19 protein-coding genes, 1 tRNA gene and 1 pseudogene are annotated in these 24845 nt (G+C 35.2%); 7 read left to right on the plus strand and 14 right to left on the minus strand.

The features are described from left to right. Nucleotides 1-6: 6 nt before the first annotated feature. A pseudogene (locus tag ACFELZ_RS01760) lies at nt 7-615 on the plus strand (ABC transporter ATP-binding protein); the annotation flags it as partial. A 12-nt stretch (nt 616-627) separates the two neighbouring features. Here ACFELZ_RS01760 and lon read toward each other — a convergent pair. The 5 genes from lon to ACFELZ_RS01785 form a co-directional block, all read right to left on the minus strand. Then, nucleotides 628-3081 (minus strand): endopeptidase La, encoded by a 2454-nt coding sequence (gene lon / locus ACFELZ_RS01765; protein WP_375316370.1) that lies wholly within the window; start codon nt 3079-3081, stop codon nt 628-630. Between the two features lie 15 nt (nt 3082-3096). Further along, on the minus strand, nt 3097-4374 hold the full coding sequence (gene clpX, locus ACFELZ_RS01770; RefSeq protein WP_375316371.1) for an ATP-dependent Clp protease ATP-binding subunit ClpX: 1278 nt from the start codon (nt 4372-4374) through the stop codon (nt 3097-3099). Next, nucleotides 4374-5000: an ATP-dependent Clp endopeptidase proteolytic subunit ClpP gene (clpP, locus tag ACFELZ_RS01775; protein ID WP_164225183.1), complete on the minus strand. Its 627-nt coding sequence runs from the start codon at nt 4998-5000 to the stop codon at nt 4374-4376. Before clpP ends, clpX begins: the two co-directional genes overlap by 1 nt. Nucleotides 5001-5011: 11 nt before the next feature. Continuing rightward, entirely contained in the window at nt 5012-6346 is a 1335-nt protein-coding gene (gene tig, locus ACFELZ_RS01780; RefSeq protein WP_375316372.1) for a trigger factor, read from the minus strand. Nucleotides 6347-6504: 158 nt separating this feature from the next. Then, nucleotides 6505-6586 (minus strand) — tRNA-Leu (locus tag ACFELZ_RS01785). Nucleotides 6587-6726: 140 nt separating this feature from the next. Between ACFELZ_RS01785 and ACFELZ_RS01790 the strand changes: the two genes are divergently transcribed. Both ACFELZ_RS01790 and gshB read left to right on the plus strand, forming a co-directional pair. Further along, nucleotides 6727-7317, plus strand: coding sequence for a BON domain-containing protein (locus ACFELZ_RS01790; RefSeq protein WP_375316373.1), 591 nt, complete (start codon nt 6727-6729; stop codon nt 7315-7317). A 60-nt stretch (nt 7318-7377) separates the two neighbouring features. Next, complete coding sequence (gshB, locus tag ACFELZ_RS01795; protein ID WP_375316374.1) at nt 7378-8307, plus strand: glutathione synthase; 930 nt, start codon at nt 7378-7380, stop codon at nt 8305-8307. On the opposite strand, the gene murG is transcribed toward gshB, so the two are convergent. Then, entirely contained in the window at nt 8292-9323 is a 1032-nt protein-coding gene (murG, locus tag ACFELZ_RS01800) for an undecaprenyldiphospho-muramoylpentapeptide beta-N-acetylglucosaminyltransferase (RefSeq protein ID WP_375316375.1), read from the minus strand. The two genes, gshB and murG, sit on opposite strands and share 16 nt — an antisense overlap. Nucleotides 9324-9392: 69 nt before the next feature. Here murG and ACFELZ_RS01805 point away from each other — a divergent pair, with 69 nt between their 5' ends. After that, nucleotides 9393-9785, plus strand: coding sequence for a hypothetical protein (locus ACFELZ_RS01805; RefSeq protein WP_265032844.1), 393 nt, complete (start codon nt 9393-9395; stop codon nt 9783-9785). Between the two features lies 1 nt (nt 9786). Here the strand turns inward: ACFELZ_RS01805 and lpdA are convergent, their stop codons facing one another. The 5 genes from lpdA to ACFELZ_RS01830 form a co-directional block, all read right to left on the minus strand. Further along, nucleotides 9787-11172, minus strand: a complete 1386-nt coding sequence (gene lpdA, locus ACFELZ_RS01810) for a dihydrolipoyl dehydrogenase (protein WP_375316376.1) — start codon at nt 11170-11172, stop codon at nt 9787-9789. Nucleotides 11173-11841: 669 nt separating this feature from the next. Next, on the minus strand, nt 11842-14229 hold the full coding sequence (gyrB, locus tag ACFELZ_RS01815; RefSeq protein ID WP_375316377.1) for a DNA topoisomerase (ATP-hydrolyzing) subunit B: 2388 nt from the start codon (nt 14227-14229) through the stop codon (nt 11842-11844). Between the two features lie 216 nt (nt 14230-14445). Continuing rightward, nucleotides 14446-15054, minus strand: a complete 609-nt coding sequence (locus tag ACFELZ_RS01820) for an SCO family protein (RefSeq protein ID WP_375316378.1) — start codon at nt 15052-15054, stop codon at nt 14446-14448. A 44-nt stretch (nt 15055-15098) separates the two neighbouring features. Further along, nucleotides 15099-15794 (minus strand): DNA polymerase III subunit epsilon, encoded by a 696-nt coding sequence (gene dnaQ, locus ACFELZ_RS01825; RefSeq protein ID WP_375316379.1) that lies wholly within the window; start codon nt 15792-15794, stop codon nt 15099-15101. Nucleotides 15795-15818: 24 nt separating this feature from the next. Then, nucleotides 15819-16469 carry a Tim44/TimA family putative adaptor protein gene (locus ACFELZ_RS01830; protein WP_375316380.1) on the minus strand — a complete coding sequence of 217 codons (651 nt, stop codon included), beginning with the start codon at nt 16467-16469 and terminating at the stop codon, nt 15819-15821. Nucleotides 16470-16632: 163 nt separating this feature from the next. On the opposite strand from ACFELZ_RS01830, the gene secB reads away from it, so the two are divergent. The 3 genes from secB to putA all read left to right on the plus strand — a co-directional run bounded on the left by secB (nt 16633) and on the right by putA (nt 23008). Continuing rightward, a complete protein-coding gene (secB, locus tag ACFELZ_RS01835; protein ID WP_253309505.1) occupies nt 16633-17136 on the plus strand; it encodes a protein-export chaperone SecB in 504 nt (167 codons plus the stop codon). A gap of 14 nt (nt 17137-17150) precedes the next feature. After that, the gene (acnA, locus tag ACFELZ_RS01840; protein WP_375316381.1) at nt 17151-19742 is read left to right on the plus strand and encodes an aconitate hydratase AcnA; all 2592 of its coding nucleotides are present in this window, start codon (nt 17151-17153) and stop codon (nt 19740-19742) included. Nucleotides 19743-19867: 125 nt separating this feature from the next. After that, complete coding sequence (putA, locus tag ACFELZ_RS01845; RefSeq protein WP_375316382.1) at nt 19868-23008, plus strand: bifunctional proline dehydrogenase/L-glutamate gamma-semialdehyde dehydrogenase PutA; 3141 nt, start codon at nt 19868-19870, stop codon at nt 23006-23008. Nucleotides 23009-23045: 37 nt separating this feature from the next. Here putA and ACFELZ_RS01850 read toward each other — a convergent pair whose 3' ends face one another. From ACFELZ_RS01850 to ACFELZ_RS01860, 3 genes are all read right to left on the minus strand, one after another. Further along, nucleotides 23046-24050 carry an IS110 family transposase gene (locus tag ACFELZ_RS01850; RefSeq protein ID WP_375316622.1) on the minus strand — a complete coding sequence of 335 codons (1005 nt, stop codon included), beginning with the start codon at nt 24048-24050 and terminating at the stop codon, nt 23046-23048. Nucleotides 24051-24278: 228 nt separating this feature from the next. Continuing rightward, nucleotides 24279-24737, minus strand: coding sequence for a transposase (locus ACFELZ_RS01855; RefSeq protein ID WP_375316623.1), 459 nt, complete (start codon nt 24735-24737; stop codon nt 24279-24281). Beyond that, nucleotides 24680-24844: a hypothetical protein gene (locus tag ACFELZ_RS01860; protein WP_375315781.1), complete on the minus strand. Its 165-nt coding sequence runs from the start codon at nt 24842-24844 to the stop codon at nt 24680-24682. The genes ACFELZ_RS01855 and ACFELZ_RS01860 overlap by 58 nt, the downstream gene beginning before the upstream one ends. Nucleotide 24845 lies beyond the last annotated feature (1 nt).

Here is a 24845-nt window from a genome sequence, read left to right on the forward strand (position 1 = left end):
GCTCTTAGGCTTTATGACGTACAATCTGGAAAAATTTTAATTGACGGACAAGATATTCGCAATGTAATCCAGGATTCTTTACACAAAAATATTGGCATGATTCCACAGGATCCATCGCTTTTTCATAGGACTTTGATGGAGAATATTCGCTATGGAAAAACAGATGCTAGCGATGATGAAGTAATTGAAGCGGCAAAAAAAGCACATGCTCATGAATTTATTTCAAAATTACCCCAAGGTTATGAGTCTCTTGTTGGAGAAAGAGGCGTAAAACTTTCAGGAGGGCAAAGGCAGCGTATTGCAATTGCAAGAGCTATTTCAAAAAATGCTCCTATCTTAATTCTGGATGAAGCAACTTCACAACTTGATTCTGTGACTGAAAGTAATATTCAAGAATCTTTATGGGAATTGATGCAAGATAAAACTACAATAGTAATAGCCCACCGCCTATCTACGCTTTTGCATATGGATCGTATTTTGGTTCTTGATCAAGGCAAGATTGTAGAAGATGGCACACATCAGGAACTTCTTGATAAAAACGGAATGTATAAAATTCTGTGGGATGCACAAATTGGTGGATTTTTGCCGGACAAAAGAGAAATGGAGATTGTATAATATCTTCTTAATCTAATGCTTCAATGTTTCCGACATAGGAAAAGTATCATCTTTATTTTCTATAGAGGAAGGTATACTATTTTGATTATCATCACCATCAATTGGAGTAGTAGGGTGCATTAAAGCAACTTTCATAACTTCATCAATATTCTTAGCAAAAACTACGTTGATCCCCTCTTTGATGCTTGCAGGAATCTCTTGCATATCTTTCTCATTTTCACTTGGTATAATCACAGTTTTGATTGATCCTCTGAGCGCTGCAAGCAATTTTTCTCTCAAGCCCCCAATAGCTAAAACTCTACCACGCAATGTCACTTCGCCTGTCATAGCAACATTTTTGTTAACTGGTATATTTGTCATAAGAGAAACAATAGACGTACATACCGCGCTGCCAGCAGAAGGGCCATCTTTTGGTACAGCACCCTCAGGTACATGCAAATGTATATCATTATTTTGGAATTTTTCGGGCTTTATACCAAAAAACAAACAATTTGATCGAATATAACTATACGCAGCTTTTATAGATTCTTGCATAACCTCTCCAAGCTTTCCTGTGTATTTTATTTCTCCCTTGCCCGGAATTAGGACTGATTCTATCATCAAAATATCACCACCTGTTTCAGTATAGGCAAGCCCAGTTACTACTCCCACTAAACTCTCATTTTCTGCAATACCAAAGGTATATTTACGTACCCCTAAATAATCTTGTAAATTGTCAACCCCTACGGATATTTTCTTATTTTTATCAGTCAATATTTCTTTAACTGCCTTTCTCATGAGCTTTGCAAGCTCCCTTTCCATACTCCGCACACCACTTTCACGTGTATATAAACGTATCAACTTGTATAACGCCTCATTAGTTATGTCCCATTCCTTCTGATACAAACCATGCTCCTTCTTTAACTTCGGAATAAGGTGGTGTGTAGCAATACTGATTTTTTCATCTTCAGTATACCCGGACAATTGTATAATTTCCATCCTATCACGCAAAGGATGTGGCAAATTTAAGCTGTTTGCCGTAGCTACAAACATTACACTTGAAAGATCAAACTCAACTTCCAAGTAATGATCCGTAAAGTGTTTATTGTGCTCAGTATCTAAAACCTCAAGTAATGCAGATGCAGGATCGCCACGCGAATCAGAACCCATCTTATCTATTTCATCAAGCAGAAAAAGCGGGTTGCATGAATTAGCTTTTTTCATATGTTGAATAATTTTACCAGGCATTGAGCCAATATAAGTTTTCCTATGCCCTCGTATCTCGGACTCATCACGCACACCACCAAGAGCTATGCGAACAAAATCTCTTCCTACTGCTCCTGCCATAGACTTAGCTAAAGAAGTTTTACCAACACCTGGCGGTCCAACCAAGCAAAGTATAGGACCTTTTATCTCTTTTACTCTTTTTAATACTGCTAAAAATTCTATTATCCTATCTTTTACTTTCTCTATGCCATAATGATTTTCATCTAAGATTTTCTTAGCTGCATTTAAGTTAATTTTTGCATCTTTGTACTTTCCCCACGGCAAATCAAGTAACCAATGCAAGTAACTAGATATAACTGTAGCTTCAGGAGAAATGGGATTCATTTTCTTGTATCTCTTCAAATCAGTTATAGCTTTCTCTCTTGCTTCCTGAGAAAGCTTTGTTTCATTTATCTTTTTTTCAAATTCATTGAGTATATTCCCTCCATCACCATTCTCAAATTCGTCTAATTCTTTCTGTATAGCTTTCAATTGCTCGTTAAGGTAGTAAACTTTCTGAGTGCTTTCAACTTGCGATTTAATTGTCTTATATAAACGGTTTTGTGCGTTCAAAATACTTATTTCTCCCTCAATAAAAGCAAAAGCTCTTTTTAAACGCTCTTTTGGGTCATAAGCCTCAAGTATGCTTTGTTTATCCGATACTTTTATATTTAAATGTGAAGCTACCCTGTCTACAAGTTGATCAACTTCTTTGATTTGATCAATGGGGTTAATGGCAACTTCAGGCTGATTTTTCTTGTTTAGCTTACACCAGCTATCGAACGCATCTATAACAGATCGCCTTAAAGCTTCTAAATCAATATTGTCTTCATCTTCTTTATAATGATTGTCTAACTCTACCCTGGCTTGTAATAAAGTATGAGAGCTAATATATTCTACAACTCTTCCCCTTCTTATCCCCCGGATTATAACTTTTACTGCATTGTCAGGCAATTTTATTAATGGTTGTATAATGTTTGCTAACACACCTACTTCATAAAGATCTTCTGGCTCCGGATTATCAACAGAGCCATCTTTCTGTGCTACAAGAAAAATCTCATTTTGGTGACTACTACTACTTGTTGCATATTCTAGTGCATTAACAGATTTTTCTCTGCCTATGAATAAAGGCACCATTATATTTGGAAAAATTACTACATCTCTTAAAGGTAATACTGGCAATGCAGTAAAACTAGAGCTCACAGCACGTTCAATGTTCATAATATATGCCTCAAATTAATCATTAACCGTTATAACATTGCCATTATTATTATGATTAACCGTTGCTTTTCCTAATTCTACCATTTTCTTAGTGATTACTATAGTGCTACCTTCAAAATCTCCGTTTCCAGCTGTATACATAACGTCAAGCAAAAGTGACTCCAAGATAGCACGTAACATTCTTGCACCTGTTTTATAGCTTATAGCCTTTTTAGCAATAGCTGATATTGCTTCATCTGAAAACTCAAGGTTTACTTTGCTAAACGCAAGCAATGCTTTGTACTGTTTTATTAGTGCATTCCTTGGCTCTGTCAACACATGTATTAAATCTTCATGATCCAACTCATCTAAAACAGCAGTTATTGGAACCCGCCCTACAAATTCGGGTATTAAACCGAATTTGATTAAATCTTCAGGTTGAACATCATGTAAAGCATTCTTTTTCTTTTGCTCTTTAGACTGACTTATATCTGCTCCAAAGCCAACTGAAGTTCCCTTTTTTCTCGCTTCAATAATCTTATCGAGGCCTTCAAAAGCTCCTCCACAAATAAATAGTATGTTACTAGTATCCACTTGTATAAACTCTTGTTGTGGGTGTTTTCGCCCTCCTTGTGGCGGAACATAAGCAACTGTACCCTCCATAATCTTAAGCAGAGCTTGCTGGACCCCTTCACCTGAAACGTCACGGGTTATTGAAGTGCTTTCAGATTTTCTTGTAATCTTGTCTATTTCATCTATAAACACTATACCACGCTGTGCTTTTGCAACGTCATAATTTGCAGCTTGTAATAAACGCGACAACACGCTTTCTACATCATCACCCACATAACCTGCCTCAGTTAAAGTTGTCGCATCAGCCATAGCAAATGGCACATCTGAAACTTTAGCAAGTGTTTTGGCTAGCAAAGTCTTACCAGAACCAGTGGGACCAATAAGCATTATATTTGACTTCTCGATTTCAATATCACTTATAGCATGAAATTGTACCATGGATTGACAATGGTTATACATAGCTACAGACAAAACGTGTTGCGCGTGTTCTTGACCTACAACATGCTTGCTGAGAAAATTTTTTATATCCTCAGGTTTCTTTAGTAATAGCTTCATATCAGATATACGATCTGAATTAAAAGATCTATCTTTCTTTTGACTTATTGCTTTATGGGATAATTCTATGCACTCATTACAAATAAACACCTTTAAACCATCCAAGGAGTTAGTAATCAATTTATCTACTTCATCTTGCGCCTTGTTGCAAAAAGAACAGTAGTGTAAATCATTATTGTTATCCATTAACCCACCTTTTGTTTAACTTTAATATTTTCAATTTCAATATCTGTACGCTCAGCTATCACCCTGTCAATTAAGCCAATTTTCCTTGCTTCTTCAGGATCCATGAATTTATCTCTTTCCATCATTCCTTCAATTTTCTTCAGTGAATTTCCAGTATGTTTTTCATAAATTTGATTTAGTTTTTTCTTAACTCGCAAAATTTCATTAGCATGTATTTCTATATCAGTTGCTTGACCATGATAACCACCAGATGGCTGATGTATCATAATTCTTGAATGAGGTAGAGAGTAGCGCTTACCTTTTGTACCAGATGCAAGCAATAAGGAACCCATAGACGCAGCTTGACCTATACATAAAGTTGAAACGTCTGGGTTTATATACTGCATTGTATCGTAGATCGACAAACCAGCAGTTACAACACCACCTGGTGAGTTGATGTACATACAAATGTCTTTATCGGGATTTTCCGATTCTAAAAATAAAAGCTGTGCTACTATTACACTGGCCATGTTGTCCTCAATAGGACCTGTTACGAAAATTATTCTTTCTTTCACTAGTCTTGAATATATGTCATAAGCGCGCTCACCGCGACTAGTTTGTTCAACTACAATTGGTATAAGAGTCATACCTTTTCCTATTAAATATTACCAAACAATTCCTTTAATTCTTTCACAGAAATAATCTGCTCTTCTTTACTAACTTTTTCTATTATATAATCTGTCACTTTATACTCAAGCGCTTGCCCTCTAACTAATTCTTGAAATTGTTTATTTGATTCAAAATGCTTAAGTACTCTGTCAAACGGTACACCCTTACTGACATATTGATTTACAATAACATTCAAAACATCATTTTGAGTTAATGATATTTTATGTTCTGCACTAAATTTCATAAATAACATAGCAAGCTTTACACGTTTTTCAGCTTCTTTACAAGAATCATTTTGAGCACTCAGTTCTCCTTCCATTCTTTGTTGCTCCTGTTTTACTATGCCTGTGGGTAAATCAAAACTATAATTAGCATCCAAATAATCAAATAGCTCCTTTTTAATTAAGAGATTTCTCATTTCGGTGCACTGATCACCAATCATTTTTTTTGCATGACTTATTAGCAAAGAATAATCTTTAAAACCAATACTCCTAGCTATTTCATCATCATTTTCAAAATCTTTGGCAATTTGAATCTCATTAACTCGCACAGAAAAATCAGCTTCCTGTCCTGCAAGGGAAATGGCTTGGTAATTTTCAGGAAATTGCAACTTAAAGTCCTTTGTTTCTCCCTTTTTCATACCAGTTAATTGATCTTCAAAACCATTAATAAATGTGCCAGACCCTAAATTAACGGCAAAATTTTTGCTACTTCCACCCTGAAAGAGCTTATTCCTAATCCGCCCTTCAAAATCAATTATCAATTTATCCCCATCTTTCGCTTGATAAGAAGCATCATCAACAGAGGCAAAATTGGGGAACTTTGTTTTAATAGAATCAATAAATTCTTTTATATCTTCCTCTTCAATCTTTGCTTCAATTTTCTTTAAGTTTATTTTGTCAAGATCTATCATCGGTACTTCAGGCATCGACTCAAAAGATAGCTTGTATACAAAATTGCCCTCCTCATTTTCTTTGCCCAGATCTGGTAATGATATAACATCAACCTTAGGATAAATGTGAGACTTGACTTCAATTTTTTTCATCAAATCACTTGAGCAATAATCAATTGTATTATTTATCACATATTCCAAAGCTTCGTTTTTATAATTTGCAACAACAAGGTCATAGGGCATCTTTCCAGCCCTAAATCCAGGTGATTTTGCATTTTCTGCTATCTCTTGCAACCTGGAATTTACCTTTTGTTTTATATAATCACTACCAACTGTGATTTCATACTCATACTTTAGTTTATCTATACTAAGCTCTTTGTAGGTATATAAGCTACTTACTTCGACTGTATTTTGAGGTATATTATTAGACATCATAATTCATTTATTAACATTTTAATTCATATCTTAATAGAGTCATTTTACCAGAATTTAAGTTAAACACAATCCTTAAGAACAGGTTTTTATACAAACAAAAGTGTATTCAGTGATTATAAATTTTCCCTTAAAACCTAAGTTACATGACTTTAAAGTGCGGATAGAGGGACTTGAACCCCCACGAGCAAGCTCACCAGGACCTAAACCTGGCACGTCTACCAATTCCGCCATATCCGCAAGAAATTTTCAGTACCCTATTATAGGTATTCCATTAAAAATATTCAAGGTTTAAAGTCTTACTTAATTTATAGTATTTACACAATCAAAAAAGCTTATTAACATTTTTTAATGAAAGCTCTAAATCCTGAAAATCAATAATGAGATTAATAACAAGCTTCTTACTTGCAATTTTTTTGATTACACAAAGTGGTTGCACAACCCTTATAATAGGTGGTGTGGTGGCTACAGCGACAGCAATAACAATGCAGGACAAATCCTTGGGAAATATCATTGATGATACGACTATGGTCATCAGAATTAATAAGGGGCTCTTAAAACATGGGCTATTTTCATCCATAAAAGTTAAAGTAAGTGAAGGAAGAGTATTGCTCATTGGAAGTGTTGACACTCCTGAAAAACAACTTACAGCAGAAAAAATAGCTTGGCAGCAAAAAGAAATTAAAGAAGTGATAAATGAAATAAGAGTAATACCAATTCAAATGGCTTCCATGCTAGACACTACTGTAGATGGCATGATAACAGCGGAAATAAGAACAAGACTTCTGGGGAAAAGAAATATTAAATCAATTAATTATAGCGTTAATACGGTTGGTAGAGTTGTTTATTTGATGGGTATAGCCCAAAATAAAGCGGAATTAAAAGCTGTAATATCAATTGCAAGAAAAGTAAAGGGAGTAAAACAAGTTGTAAGTTATGTACGATATAAGTACAGTAAATTGCGCCATTAGGCAAAAATCGCCTTCAAATGATAACATTTGTACAATTGTGACAATAGGTAGAGAATATAAATGAAAGTTGCCTTTCAGATGGATGAAAATATAAATTTTGAAACTGACACTACATTCGTGCTAATAAAGGAAGCACAAAGGAGGAAGCACGAAGTTTTTGTCTATGCTCCTAACAATTTAGCACTAAAGCTAAACCATCCAATTGCTCTTGCTCAGAAAGTCAGCGTTGATGATTTTAGTTTTATCTCTAAAGAGGATGTAGCAATCAACTTGAATGAAATGGACATCATATTTATCAGACAGGATCCACCCTTTGATATGCGCTACATTACAACAACCTATATCTTAGAAAAAACCAGCGCATTGGTAATTAACAATCCAACAGAAATAAGAAATTGTCCTGAAAAATTGATAACTTCATTATTTCCAGAGCTAATTCCGCTGACTTTGATCACTGAAAATATATCGATGATTAGAGATTTCTACTACAACTATCAAGATATTATTCTGAAGCCATTGTATAGCTATGGCGGAAATGATGTAATAAGAATACGAGATGAGAATAGTATTCAAGTAGTAGTGGATCTCATGACAGCAAAATACAAATGCCCTGTGATTGCACAATCATTTTGTAAAAACATAGATAAAGATAAAAGAATATTGCTACTTTATGGTCAACCAATTGGAGTAATGAAACGAGTTCCAAAAATCAGTGGAGAGATCAGAACAAACATGCGACTTGGAGCAAGTTTTGAGCCCACTCAAATGAACGATAGAGACAATGAAATATGTAACAAAATTGGTCCTGAATTAAAGAAAAGGGGGCTAATATTTGTTGGTATTGATATTATAGATGACTTCCTGCTCGAAATTAACACAACTTCACCCACGGGAGTAGTTTATATCAATAAATTATATAATATATCGCTAGAAAAAGACCTTTGGGATGTGTTTGAAGAAAAAGCAAGCAGCCATCAACTAAACCTGTGAACAATTACCTTAACAAACTCAGTAGTTCTATTCTTTATCCCTGTTTTTTTTGTATTATTGGTCATATCACGCAATTTTTGAGAATTACTTAATAGATCAAATAGTAACCCTGTTAGATTTTTTTTTGCTTCACTATTCTGCTCAACTATTACAGCTGCTCCCGAATCTTCAATATATTTTGCGTTATAAAATTGGTGATTATCTTTTGAGTCAGGGTAAGGAATGTATATAGCAGCGCGCCTAGCAAGAGTGATTTCCGCTATTGAAGTTGCTCCTGCTCTGCTAATTACCAAGTGAGCATTGGCCAGTCTATTTTCCATATCATCAAAAAATTCACTCAATTCACAATTGACCTTTTCACTTTTGTATAGACTCTTGACCTTGTTTATATTTTTCTTCGTACATTGCTGCGTTACTCTAATTTTCTTTTTCATTTTAATAGGTAAATCACAAATTACGCTGCTTACTACATCATCAAAAAAATTTGCACCTTGGCTACCTGCTATGACTAATATGTTTAAGACTTTCTCAGCGCTAGAATGGCTCTGTGCTTTTATATCAATAAAATTTCCTGTAAAAATACATTTATTACCTTCTGCATATTTAGTCTCCGGAAAGCTGGTTGCAATTAATTTTGCACTCTTGAAAAAGAATCTATTTACTCTCCCTAAAACTGTGTTTTGTTCATGTAAAATTATAGGTATAGAAAGAACCCTTGCTGCAAGAAGAGTTGGAAAAGAAGCATAGCTACCAAAACCAATTACTAATCTTGGCTTCAATTTTCTGATTTTATATATTGCTAGCACACAACTATACATTAATAAAAGAAAAAATTTAAATTTGTTGCCGCTTGGTCTACGTAATGGTAAAATATAGCTTTCTATGTCGATATTTTTATTTGTTTTTTTATCAGTGAATAATATGCAATTGTATCCTTGTGTCTTTAGTGCTTTTGCTAAGGCTATGGCCGGAAAGATATGCCCACCTGTGCCACCTGTTGCTAAAATAATATCCATCTGTAAATAATGAATCCTAGATTGTTAACTGTTATTTAATAATTTGCACGTAGAATTTTATTAAGCTTTATGATAGTTGAGTTAAAAATGCCTGAAACTAATAGCAAAAAAGAACCTAATGAGAAAAATAAATCTCAAGAACAAAGAGAAGGCAGAAGCGGAGGTTTTTTAGAACTGCTAAAAAATATAATAAAAATTCTTTTCAATTCGGTTGTTGACCTACCTGAGCACGAGCAGCATAATAAAATGAAAAGCACTAATCTACAACAAGGTTTGGATACTAAAGGAAAAGGCCCAGAAGATCTTCATCCAAAGGCAAAGCTTGAAGTCAAAGAAGCAGCTAAGGGATTGAAAGAAGAGTTACAGAATTCTGATGCTGGTGGTAATCAATCTATTAAAATTAAAGTGCCTAATCAAACTACTACCCAAGACATTGACAACTCTAAAACGATGGAACGTTAGTTCAACTATTTAACGACTCATCATCTGCAGCAAGCACTGATTCGTGTATCATCTCTGAAATGGTTGGATGAGGAAAAATCGTAGATTTTATGTCGAAGTCTGTTCCTTCTAGTTGCTTTGCAAGAGCAAAATTGCTAATTAACTCCGTTACTTCTGCACCTATCATGTGGCTACCCAGAAGTTCGCCTGTCTTTTTGTCTATAATTGTTTTCACTAACCCTTCAGTTTCACTGAGTGCAATAGACTTACCATTAAAGTTAGAGTGAAATTTTCCTATTTTTACATCATACCCACCTTTTATTGCCTGTTCCTCAGTAAGGCCGATGCTCGCTATTTGTGGATGAGAATAAGTGCAATTTGGTATGCATTCTTTTTTTAACGCATGAGCACTTTTACCAGCAATCTTTTCAACGCAGATCACAGCTTCATGGCTCGCTTTATGTGCTAAACATGGTGGGCCAGCTACATCACCTATTGCATACACATTTGATTCACTAGTTTCATACCATTCATTCATTTCAATAAAACCAGAAGGGCTTAATTTAATTTTTGTATTTTCTAAACCTATATTTTCAATATTTGCTTGAATTCCAACCGCAACAATTACCCTATCAAATTCTTTGCTCTCGCCACTACTTAGTAGCACTTGAGCAGAGTCTTTACTTTTAGTAAGAGCTTTTACGCTACTGTTTGTATATATTTTTATCCCCTGTTTTGTGAATATTTCTTCTGCTAGACCTGAAATGTCTTTATCCTCCAGCGGCAAAATAGTGCTCTTTATCTCTATGATTGTTACATCAACCCCCAAAGTACTATAAAAACTTGCAAATTCTATTCCAATTGCACCAGACCCTATAATTAGTAGTGATTTTGGTAATTTGCCCGGCATCATAGCATGCTGCGCATTCCATATTAAATCTCCATCTGCCTCTATTTCAGGCAGATTCCGTGCCCTCACTCCTGTTGCTAAAATGATATGCTTGGAAACAATTTCTTGTTCTTCCTTATCGCCAGCAACTTTTATAGTACTATTGCCTGCAAGTTTACCAAAGCCTTGATGAACTTTGATGTTATTTTTTTTCATCAAATATGCAACACCGCTTGACAATTTATCAACAACTTTTCTTGAGTATTTCACTATTGATTGTATATCAAAACTCGCTCCCTTTACTTCTATACCAAACTCTTTTGATCTTTTTATTAGCCTATAAATCTCAGATGCTCTAAGTAGTGATTTTGTTGGTATACATCCCCAATTTAAGCATATACCGCCTAAATTTTTTTCTTTTTCTACAATTGCAGTTTTAAACCCAAGCTGTGCCGCCCTAATTGCTGCTATATAACCACCAGGACCGCTACCTATAACCGTAATATCATACTCATTCATCAGTTTTCTTCGTATTCAAAAAGATTATATATAACAGATGGAAACCGTATGATCAATATTCAGGTAGCTGACAACATAGAAACGAAAAAACTTGCTTGACAAACTCCGCCAGCCCCCTTATCACGACGATGAGGGTATTTATGACTCAAAACTTGTTTTTGACCTGCAGGCTCAATGACAAAATTCAGTAAAAAACTTAGGGTGTTTTTTGGCGGATTATATAAAATTATAGCGGCTGCATGTCTTTTTTATTTTTTCTACATTCAGCCAAATCGCGCTTATTTTAAGCGTTAGCACATTATTACAGCGCCACTTACAGTAATATAGAGTCAAAACTCGCACCACGGGGCTTCTTTTGCCTTTTTTTTCGTTTGGTAAATTTCTTAATGTTTGTAGCTAAAGCAATTTAAGAGACCGAAAATGGTTTCATTCCAGCGCGTGACGCTGGAATCTAGTCTTTATTATGCAGCCACTTATTTAAAGTTAAGTTTTCTGGATCCAAGTAGTCAAGCTACTCGGATGACACCTTGACAATCGTCATCCCGCTACGTGTTAGCGCTGCGGCGGTATGACGGTTTGCGGTGGCATGACGATAAGGTTCCAGTATCAGCTACTTGAATGACACAGTTTTTGCTTAAACCCGTAACGTTCGTACATTTTGCTAAAAGTTCAAATATCAACATCATGCACGTTGAGTGCATTGCTATTAATAAAATCACGGCGTGGTTCAACTATATCACCCATTAATATTGAAAATATGGAATCAGCTTCTTCACAATCTTTTATTTCAACCTTCAATAAAGTTCTAGCCTCAGGATTTAACGTAGTATTCCATAGCTGATCAGCATTCATTTCACCAAGACCTTTAAATCTCTGCAGAGTTAAACCCTTTTTACCATAGTCCATTATTATTTTTGCAAGTGCACTTGGAGAAGTGATTTTTATTTCAGTTTCTTGTGACTTTAAAAATGAATCACCATTAAATAAATTACTTATACCATCAAGCAAACTTAATATGTTTTGCATATCTTTACCTTCAAGCATACTAAGTGCAAATATATATTTGTCTGCCAATCCTTGAAATAATTTAGAGATGTGAATTTCTTTTTCTTCATCTTTTATTTCTACTTCCCAAGTATATTCACTGTACATTAATTTTAAATACTTTAATATCTCATCAGCCGATAATAGAGCATTCTTTTTGCTTAAAATTAGCAATGACTCCAAGAGATTTTGTGGTATTTCTCTATCATAATTTTTGCTAATATTAGAAATGCTAACGCATTTATTCAAAATAAGGCGCAAGTCATTAAATTCTGTAGCTGTACCACTTAGTGTTAATCTTTTAACTGCTGAGTTTATTATATACTCTTCAAAAGTTTCGTCATCTTTAATATAAGTGTCTTTAGCATTCTTTGTAACTTTATAGAGGGGTGGCTGTGCTATGTATAAGTAGCCTTTTTCAATAACTTCACGCATGTGTCTAAAAAAGAAAGTTAGAATCAAAGTTCTTATATGTGAACCATCAACATCTGCATCTGTCATGATGATAATTTTATGATATCTAGCTTTTTCAATATCGAAGTGTTCACTCCCTATTCCAGCACCAATTGCAGTAATTAAAGAGCCTATTTCTGCAGATGAAAAAATACGATCTAAACTTACACGTTCTACGTTTAGAATTTTTCCTCTTAAGGCAAGCACTGCTTGTGTTTTACGATTACGCCCCTGCTTTGCAGTACCACCTGCTGAATTACCCTCTACTATAAATAATTCCGATAACTCAGGGGCTTTTTCCTGGCAATCAGCAAGCTTTCCTGGCAGAGTTGCAATATCAATATTGTTTTTGCTTTTAACTAACTCTCGTGCTTTTCTTGCGGCTTCTCTTCCTTTTGCTGATCTGATTGCTCTTTCTACTATACTTGCTGCCAATTTGGGATCAGTTTCAAGGATTGTGCTCAATTTATCAGAAACTATGCTCTCCACAACTGTACGCGCTTCAGAACTAACTAGTTTATCTTTTGTTTGTGAAGAAAACTTAGGATCAGGCATCTTGAGAGATAAAACACAAGTTAAACCTTCTCTAACATCCTCTCCAGTTAAATTTACTTTTGCTTTCTTTAAAAACCCTTCATTAGTTGCATAGTTATTGATACATCTGGTTAAAGCGGATCTAAATCCTGCCAAATGCGTACCACCATCTCGTTGCCTTATATTATTCGTGAAGCATAACATATGTTCATAGTAGGAATCATTCCATTCCATCGATATTTCCAAGCTGATGCCAAGATCTTCTGCATCTCCTTTCATACTGGCAATTTTAGTTACATGTGTCTTATTCTTATCTAAGTACCGCACAAAATTCGCTGTACCAAAATTGTCTTTAGATTGATTGCTCTGATTGAAATGAGATTCTGTATATGGTTCATTGCGCAGATCACGTAAAGTAATGTTGATATTTGAATTTAAAAATGCTAATTCTCTTATACGACTTTCAAGCGTTGAGTAACTGAAATTAATGCCATTAAAAGTCTCTGTTGATGGCATGAACGTGACTTTAGTTCCTCTTTTGTTTGTATTTTCGTTGACTACCTTTAAAGGTTCAATAGACTCACCATCTTCAAAGCGCATAAAGTGTTCTTTCTTATTGCGCCAAATAGTTAATTCCAACCAGCTTGATAATGCATTCACAACTGAGATTCCAACACCATGTAATCCCCCAGAAACTTTATAGGTATTACTGTCAAATTTACCACCAGCATGGAGTTGAGTCATTATTACCTCTGCTGCTGATATTCCTTCTTCTTCATGAAGGTCAGTTGGAATGCCACGACCATTATCAGTTACAGATACTGAACCATCTTTATTTATGCTAACTTCAATTTTATCACAATATCCAGCTAAAGATTCATCTATTGCGTTGTCAACAACCTCATATACCATGTGGTGCAAGCCAGATCCATCGTCAGTGTCACCAATGTACATACCTGGACGTTTCCTTACAGCATCAAGACCCCTTAAGATTTTTATTGCATCGGCATTATAACTATTTTCCATTAGATTGCTTCATTTATACACGTTAATTGATGTTACATTCAGATATACTAGTTAGCAACATTTTTAAACTGATAACCCATGTTAAAAGCACAACTTTACGAATGCTTATTTTTGAAGACAGCAAATAGTGTCATTCCAATGCGTCTTCCCGGTGGAGATTAAATTATAATGCTCATGCAGTTGCATGCTCGACTAATTAACAGAAAAATCTATAATTTAGTTTACGTATTTTCTTACCTCAGCCAAAATCTTATCAGATTGACTTTCGTCTGAATTTAAATCAGCTGCAAAGTGTGTAACATATTTTCCTCCAGGGCCAATAAGATATATTATCGAAGAATGGTTGATTTCTTCTTCTCCGTCTACTTTGCTTGCATATACTTTATATTTCGCAACTACTTCGTCTATTTTTTCTCTTTCACCAGTTAACATTTGTATTCTATGGTCAAATTGTTGCTGAAATTCTTTAAGTCTTTCCGTGCTATCGCGCTCAGGATCAACTGTGATGAAGAATGTTTGTAGCTTGTTGTTAGTTTTCTCATCTAACTTTGCAAGTGTTTCTGAAATTATCCCAAGGTTCATAGGACAAATTCTTTTACATGAGGAAAATCCAAAGAAAATCATCATGTATTTATCTTTAAAATCACTACTGCGCAGAATCTGTCCGTCCTGATTAATTAAAGAAAAATCTCCGCCTATCTTAACTTCCGCGTTGTGAATCTCTGCTGGGGCAAATATGCCTTTTTTAGTGAAATAACAATAACCTAAAAAAACAACTGCTAATGCTGCTAGCACATTAGATAACAATCTTATAAACCTTACCATTAGAATGCTCTCAGTAAAATCAAATTGTATCTTTATTGGTTAACCTATTCAATATATTTATTCCAAAGTGTATTGTTAATTTTGTCTAACAGTTTCTTATGTTCATCAATTTCTTCACTATTTGGTGAATGTTCTCTGGGAGTTAGATTACGCACTTTATGCTGAACGAATGTAGAGTTACTGTCCTGATTGCATTCATTATCAAACAGAAAGGTTTGTAACCCTCCTGTAAGTTCAACATATACCTTTGCAAGCAATTGAGCATCAACTAGTGCTCCGTGCAATTCTCTATTCTCTAGCGATATATCAAAACGCTTACATAATGCATTCAAAGAAGCAGGTGATCCTACGAATTTTTTCCTCGCAAGAGGTAATGTATCTAGCACTCTATCTGAGGAAATTAACCCAGCATTCAGCTTGCTTAACTCCATGTTAAGGAACTTAACATCGAATTCAGCGTTGTGAATTACCAAAATATCATTAGATATAAAGTCAAGAAATTCAAGTGCAACATCTGAGAATAATGGTTTATCTTCTAAAAATTCTTCACTAATACCGTGAATCTTAAACGAGTGATAAGGTATATCTCTTTCTGGGTTAAGGTACCGATGGAATACTTTACCTGTTGGAATACGATTAATTAATTCCACACACCCTATTTCAATAATTCGATGACCAGATCCAGTGTCAAGACCTGTCGTTTCAGTGTCAAGTGCTATTTCGCGTAGCTTGCTTTCCATGGTTAACTCTAAATAAAACTAATCTTACTTGTCATTTGTCTTATCGTTATTTGTCTTTTTATAGTTAATAGAAACAAGCAACCAGCTTGGGTCTGATGAATTAACATTTTTTTTGAATTGCCATACATCCTCAACTTTATTAATGGTGGATGTGCTACCTGATATGATATCTCCTTCATTGTTCTTAACGAAGTTAATTTGCTCTGAAAGGAAATATACTGCAATAAACACTGTGTTTTTTACTAGCTTTATTTCTAAAATCTTTTGTGAAACGATAGAAACAATTATAGACTCGTGCACCTCTTTACGATGTTTAATCTTCTCTGCAAAATTATCATATAAGTCTTTATCGAGAAGTGGTTTTAACTGAGACAAATTTCCTTGATTGAAATACTTTATTATTAATTCAAAAGCTATGCTTGAACCTTCTATAAAGTGGGAAATAGAAAAATCTTTGTTTTTTTTTAATATTTGTTCATAAGTAACTTTTATTGAATTTTCATCATTGCTATCAATATAACTCTCAATGTTTTCTACTACATCTTCTTTACTTCGACTTACATCCAATACATTAGTTAGCTTTTTTAGGTTGAGATTGGCTGACCTTCCTAAAGAATTATACAAACGTGAAAAAATGAACGCCGCTAATAAAGCATATATTACAAGCTCTATCATAGTAACTCAACTCCTTGGCTATAAAGTATCCGAACATTATTAATTATTAATGAAAATATGTTTTTCATATCAACTTATAATCAGGTTTGCTATTCGTTTGTAAATGAATATATTATATAAGAAAGTATTAAATATCTCAACTTAATTAAAGGAGACGTAAGAAATGCCACAACAAAAAATGAGAATTCACGGTCAATATGTTAAAGATCTATCGTTTGAGAATCCAAATTCGCCATTCCTTTCTTCAAATAAAGCTCCCGATATTAATGTAATGGTTAATATCAATTCAGCGAAATTAGAAGGAATGGAAAACAAAGAAGGAGTAAATGAAGAAAAATCTTTCCATGAAATTACTTTACATATAGAAGTCAGAGCAACGATAAAAGATGAAGGTATAAAAGATGGCGTAGCTTTCATTTGTGAGACAAAATATTGTGGCATTTTTTCAATAGAAAATTTTAAAGAGTTGAGTGAGGAAGAGGTAAGACAAGCTTTGTTTATTGGCGGACCTACTTTTCTTTTCCCTTTTGCAAGAGAAATAATTGCAAGAGTTACAAGCAGTGGTGGATTTCCCCCACTAATGCTAGATCCTATAGATTTTGAAACTATGTACGAGCAGCAAAGTCAACAACAAAGAAGTAACGGTAGTAATTCCAATTTTAACTAATATGATGTAACCTGATGAATAATTCTTTAAACGCAAAAACGACTTTAAACATTGACGGGAAGTCATACAACTATTTTAGCCTAAGTAGTGCTAGTGAATTTTTAGGAATAGATGTAACTAAATTGCCCTGCTCACTTAAGGTTCTACTTGAAAATTTATTGCGCAATGAAGATGGAGTAAACATAAAGCTGGATGATATAAAAATACTAGCAAGTTGCGTTAATAAACACGCTAATCATGAAATTAGCTACAAGCCAGCAAGGGTGTTGATGCAAGATTTTACAGGGGTTCCTGCTGTCGTCGATTTAGCTTCTATGCGGAGTTATGTCAAGAAAAATGGAGGCGATCCAAGCAGCATAAATCCGTCTGTGCCCGTTGATCTTGTGATCGACCATTCTGTTCAAGTAGATAGTTATGGAAGTGTTTCTGCATTCAGTAAGAATGTTGAGCTAGAAGTAAAAAGAAATTTGGAGAGATATCAATTCTTAAAGTGGGGAGAATTATCCTTCACAAATTTTAGAGTAGTACCGCCAGGTACTGGAATTTGCCACCAAGTGAATCTTGAGTATTTAGCGCAAGTTGTATGTAATAAGGATGGGGTTTTGTATCCTGATACTTTGGTTGGTACGGATAGCCATACTACGATGGTTAACGGGTTATCAGTCCTTGGTTGGGGTGTTGGAGGCATAGAAGCTGAGTCTGTGATGCTTGGTCAACCAATTAGTATGGTGATTCCAGAAGTAGTTGGATTTAAATTAATTGGCAGACTGCCGGAAGGAGTAACTGCGACTGATTTAGTGCTGACGGTTACCAATATCCTAAGAACAAAGGGTGTTGTTGGTAAGTTTGTAGAATTTTATGGTGATGGTTTAGATTATTTATCTTTGGCAGATAGGGCAACTATAGCAAACATGGCCCCAGAGTATGGCGCAACTTGTGGATTTTTTCCAATTGATCAGAAAACGCTAGATTATTTAAGCTTAACCGGAAGGCCAGAAAAGCTAGTTGAGGCTTATGCGAAAGAGCAAGGATTGTGGCGTGGCAATAATGAGTTAGCATTTTTTGACACACTAGAGCTTGATTTATCAAGCGTGAAGCCAGTAATGGCTGGTCCCAAAAGACCACAAGATAAGGTTTTTCTTTCACAAGTGGCAGAGTCTTTTTCTAAATCATTTTCAGTTAACGAATCAAAGGAAAGTGATAATCTTCAAGATGGAAGTGTAGTTATTGCAGCAATAACAAGCTGCACTAACACCTCAAATCCAAGTGTAATGATTGCTGCAGGTCTTGTAGCTCGTAATGCAATTAAACTTGGATTAAAATCAAAGCCTTGGGTTAAAACTTCTCTTGCTCCAGGGTCACAAGTTGTAACAGAATATTTAGAAAAGTCTGGATTGCAGGTAGATCTAAATGCTTTGGGTTTTAATCTAGTTGGATATGGTTGCACAACTTGCATTGGGAATTCTGGTCCACTTAATAAAGATATAGAAGATGGCATTAAAAACAAAAATTTAACTGTTGCTGCAGTTTTATCTGGTAATCGTAACTTTGAAGGAAGAATTCATCCGTTAGTCAAAGCTAATTACTTGGCATCTCCGCCACTTGTTGTTGCATATGCACTTGCTGGTACTGTGCAAACTGATTTGACAAAAGATTCAATATGCAAAGATAAGAATGGAAATGATGTCTATCTCAAAGATATATGGCCAACAAACAATGAAATCGAAGATTGTGTTAAAAATGTGGTAACACGTGAGATGTTTATACAAAAGTATAAGGATGTTTTTTCTGGTGATGAACATTGGCGAAAGATAAAGTGTGAAAAAAGTGAAATCTATAATTGGGATGCAAACAGCACTTACATACAAGATCCGCCCTATTTTGATAATTTATCACCTAAAAATAATAAAGATAAAACAATCGATATAAAGGGTGCACAAATATTGGCAATGTTTGGCGATAGCGTAACCACTGATCACATTTCCCCTGCTGGAAATATTGCCTCAAGTAGTCCTGCGGGTATATATTTAAAAAATCTTGGAATTGAGCCACAGGACTTTAATTCGTATGGGTCTCGTCGTGGTAACCACAATGTAATGATGCGTGGAACTTTTGCTAACATTAGAATAAAAAATGAAATGGTAAGCATCGAAGGCAGCTATACAAAATATATTCCTTCTCAAGAAACTATGTCGATTTTTGATGCAGCAATGCGCTACAAAGAAAGTAATGTTCCTCTCATCATTGTGGCAGGAAAGGAGTATGGCACAGGTTCAAGTAGGGATTGGGCAGCAAAAGGTACTTTATTGTTGGGGATTAAAGTTGTAATTGCAGAAAGCTTTGAGCGTATACATAGGTCCAACTTGGTCGGCATGGGTGTTCTTCCACTTATATTCCAAAATGGAATAACCAGAAAGATATTTGATGGTAGTGAGATAATAAGCATAAAAGGTGAAATAGTGCCAAGTGGAAATTTAGAATGTATCATCAAAAGAAAGGATAGTTCTGAACAATCAATTCAACTCAAATGCTGTGTACAAACTGCAACTGAGGTTAAATACTTGATGGATGGTGGAGTATTGAGCTACATACTTCTCTTGACTTAGTAAAGTTAAGTAAGTACTAGACTTCTTTTAGCCAGCCCTGGCTCTTTTATAAATAATAATTTATTCTACGCGAAGTTATGATATAATTTTACCTTACATATAGTAAAGGTGTTTTATAGATAATTATGATTACCTCTATACAAGAACCTAACGAATTGAGAAAACGTTTACAAGGATTTTATCGTACTGATGAAAAGAGTTATATACGTTATCTTGTAGAAAAAGCAGAGCTTTCAGCTGATTCAAAAAGTAGAATTTATAATATTGCAAAACAAGTTATTGAAAAAATCAAACACAATAAATTAAGTATTGTAGATTCCTTTATGCAGCAATACTCGCTTTCCAATGATGAAGGAATAGCATTGATGTGCCTTGCTGAATCGCTACTTAGAATACCAGATGATTATACAATAGACGAAATAATCAAAGATAAAATTGCCAATCAGGAATGGAATAAATATTTAGGGCACTCTTCTTCGTTGTTTGTCAATGCTTCCACATGGAGCTTGATGATAGGTAGCAGTATATTGAGAGATAATGAAGGTGATTCGAAGTTCTATTACGCAATTTCTAAGTTACTTAAGAATTTAGGAGAACCGATCATTCGCAAAGCAGTAAAACAAGCAATGTCTATGCTTGGTAATCATTTTGTTGTTGGAGAAACCATAGAAGAAGCTTTAAGGTATGCAAAACTAGATGACAATAGTAAGTTTTTATACTCTTTTAATATGCTTGGCGAAGCTGCTCACACAGCTGAAGATTCAGAAGAGTATTTTAATTCATACATGCACTCAATAAAAGCTATAGGTGAATCCACTGAAATAAATGATTGTTTTAAATCGCATGGAATTTCAATCAAATTGTCTGCGTTACATCCACGTTATGAATTTGGTCAATTCGATAGTATAGCTGAAGAGTTGAGAGCTAAACTGCTAGAGCTTTGTCATGAAGCAAAAAAATACAACATTTCATTATGCATAGATGCAGAAGAAACAGAAAGGCTTGAAATGTCCTTAATCTTGTTTGAACAATTACGGCTTGATGAATCACTTTCTGAGTGGGAAGGGCTTGGCTTGGCTGTACAAGCATATCAAAAACGTGCTTTGTCTGTTCTTGACTTTGTAGAGGATGTTGCTATTCGATCAAATCATAAAATTATGGTCAGACTTGTAAAAGGTGCATATTGGGATTCAGAAATCAAGCGTACGCAAGAATTGGGATTAAATGATTACTCAGTATTTACAAGAAAAAGCTATACTGACGTATCTTACCTCGCGTGCGCACAGAAACTTTTGAGTAAACCAAACAGCTTTTACCCATGCTTTGGAACTCATAACGCCTATACTTTTGCTTCTATCATGGAACTTGCTGATAAAAACCACCCTGGATTTGAATTTCAACGCTTACATGGAATGGCAAAAGACTTATATGATTATGCAATGTCAGAGCTTGCAACAAATGTTAGCTGTCGTGTCTACGTACCCGTTGGGGAACATAGTGACTTGTTGCCTTATCTTATAAGATGCCTTCTTGAAAATGGAGCTAATAGTTCATTTGTTAATCAAATAAATGATTCTAACGTTAAAATTGATGAGTTAATTTCAGATCCACTGGAAAAAGCTATAAATTTTAATTATGAACCTCATCCAGGCATTCCGTTACCACAAGATATTTTGGGACCAGAAAGAAAAAATTCTTTGGGAATGGATATTAGTGACTCGGTGATAGTCTCACAATTTGCAGATGATATAAAGAGCTTTAGTGAAAAAAAATGGCAAGTTGGGCCGATAATTGACGGACAGTCACTTTTTGATGATGCCAAATTTACTGAAGTGGTGAATCCTGCACATTTAGAAAATGTAATTGGAGAAGTGTCAAATACAACAAGTGCTCAAGTTTTAAACGCTCTTGAAATAGCACATAATGCTTTTACTGAATGGCAGAATGTTTCAGCAGAAAAGCGCGCTAAATGCCTTGAAAAAGCTGCAGATTTGCTTGAAGAAAGGATGAAAGAGTTGATTTACATTCTGATCGTAGAAGCAGGAAAAATTTTATCTGATGCAATAGCGGAAGTAAGAGAGGCAGTGGATTTCTTACGTTACTACGCAACGATAGCAAAAAATGAACTGAGCGACTGGAAAAAATTGCCAGGTCCAACGGGTGAAGATAACTTCATCTTTTTTGAAGGCAGAGGAGTTTTCCTGTGTATATCACCATGGAATTTTCCACTTGCTATCTTCATTGGGCAGGTTTCAGCTGCACTTGCAGCAGGTAATGCGGTGCTGGCAAAACCGGCAGAGCAAACGCCGATTATTGCCTACGAAGCTGTTAAGATACTACATGAAGCTGGAATACCAAAAAATGTGTTACACCTCATTCCTGGGGATGGTGGATATTTAGGCAAAATATTAGTTCCAGACAATAGAATTGCTGGAGTAGCTTTTACTGGCTCAACACAAACTGCTCAAATAATTAATAAAATGCTTGCGGATAGGGATGGTCCTATTGTACCGCTTATTGCTGAAACAGGAGGGCTCAATGCTATGATTGTTGATAGCTCCGCTCTCTTAGAGCAAGTGACTACAGATGTTGTACTTTCTGCGTTTCGCAATGCCGGCCAACGCTGTTCTGCACTTAGAGTGCTGTTTATTCAAGAGGACATAGCAGAGAAGCAGATAAAAATGATATGTGGTGCAGCGCAAGAACTCAAGATTGGTGACCCAATACAACTTAGTACTGATATTGGTCCAATAATTGACAAAGCATCTATCGATATGCTAACTCAACATACGCAAAAAATGTCAGAGGACGAAGATTCAAATCTGTTATTTAAAGTACCCATGGATACAAATTCTCATAATGGTTATTTCTTTCCTCCATATATTTATGAGATACAAAAAATTTCGCAATTAAAGCAAGAAGTATTTGGTCCTATTTTGCATATCATACGTTTTAACAAGTCACAATTAAATGAAGTTATAAGTGATATAAACAATACAGGATATGGGCTTACATTTTCTTTGCAGAGCCGTATACAAAATCAGATCGATTTAATAAGCAAAAAAATATCAGTTGGAAATGTCTACATCAACCGTAACCAGATAGGTGCAGCAGTTGGGATACAACCATTTGGTGGTAGAGGACTATCTGGCACTGGGCCAAAAGCTGGTGGTCCTCATTATTTACAGCGTTTTTCTACAGAAAAAGTTGTAAGTGTTAACACTACAGCATTCGGTGGTAACACTACACTTATGTGTTTGGATTAATTTGCGGGCCCTAATTTTTCTCCTCCTATGATTGTTGTCAATAAGAAATTTCATATTTTGTAAAATCTTTAAAAACCCAGTTGTTTTTAAGAGTATAGAAAATAGTTGTGAGAAACTTCCTGGCAGCTGCAATAATAGCCTTAGCAGAACCACGCTTCTTCTTCACATGTTCGTAAAAACTTTTCAGGTAAGGACTATAACGTATAGCAATCCAAGTACACTGCACCAAAGAAGTACGTCCTATTTTTGATCCACGTTTGGTGATTCTTCCTATTGTGCATTGTTGATTAGATTGAGAAACTCGCGGTACAACTCCAAAATAAGCTGTCAGTTTTTCGGGATTACTAAAATCATTAATATCACCAATTGTTGCAACGAAGACAGCTGCAGAAATTGCACCAATGCCTTTAATGCTGATGAGATTATTAAATCCAGGAAGCTGTTTAGCAAAAGCTATAATTTCCTTTTCAAGTTTTTTGAGACTTTCTCGAATGACTTCCAGATTACTGCTAATCACTTCAATCTCAACCTTTTCCAAGTAACTCCAATCATGTTTACCAAGAGAGCGTTCAAGTCCCGCTTTGGTTGTCAGTACTTCCTTTTTAATCTTTATTCCGTGGTAATTAAAAAGGCCATGCGTTTTATTGATTAAAGATACCCTTGACTTTACTAACTGATCTCTTGTTTTTAGAAGAGAAGCTAATTGTTGGCATTTTCTGCTTTTAAGTTTTGCTTCAGGCAACATATCTTTACTAAGAAAAAAAGCAATAGCTCTTGCATCATGCTTATCTGTTTTGTTTACAGAACGACGAATACCTTCAAACTGCAAGGGAGCAACTATTACAACGCGCTTAACGTAAGGTGACACTTCATCATAGAAGAAACAGCTATTACCTGTTGCCTCAAAAGCTACTTCATCTGTTTCTCGAAGATCTTTAATAAAATTATCTAAATCCTGTAAGCGAAGTTTTTTAATATACTCTGGTTTTTCCTGTTCTAAATAACAAACAGTAAAACTATTAGTATGTAAATCAACACCTATATAACGCGTAAAATTTTCCTCTTATTGAATACTCTAACATATCAGAGTACCGGTTGGTCCATTCTCCTATACGCGGTCACTAAATTTTATAGGCCGCACGATGGTTTTCGGTGGCAGGGGCGATTAATCTCCTTTACGAGGTCTTTTTCCTATACTGCAAAAAGCAGAAAGGGCCTCACAAAAATTTTCAATCTGCCACCTATCCACTCTGAGAGCCTGTCTTCAAACTCAAGAATGAGCTAATTTGTGAAGCATAATAGTGATCATATTAAAGAAGATGTTGTTTTTTGAAGTGAGAGGAGAATGCTCATAATCCTTACTCATACGTCTAAAATTGGAGAGCCAAGCAAAGGTTCTCTCAACAATCCAACGTTTGGGAATAACCTGAAATCCTGTATCAACTATTTTCTTGGTAATCGTCAATAAACATCCAGTTTCCAATAAGCAGAGGTTTTGCAATTTACCTGTGTATCCTTGATCAGCAAAAAACTTATGTAATGTTGGAGCTTTGCATTTGGCTTGAACAAAAAGATTTAGTGCACCATCACGATCCTGAATGCTTGCACTTTGTACTTCAGCAGCAATTACAAGACCTACAGTATCTACAACGATGTGGCGCTTTCTACCCTTTACTTTCTTGCCAGCATCATATCCTCTGGATCCCCTTTTTGAGTAGTTTTTACTGATTGGCTATCTATTATTCCCACTGATGGAGTTTCATTCTTACCAATTATCTCTCTTACTTTTTTAACTAGAAAATCATGAATCTCTTGCCATATTCCACTTTTTTTCAAT

This window comes from Wolbachia endosymbiont (group A) of Colletes cunicularius (assembly GCF_964264715.1).
GTDB lineage: Bacteria > Pseudomonadota > Alphaproteobacteria > Rickettsiales > Anaplasmataceae > Wolbachia.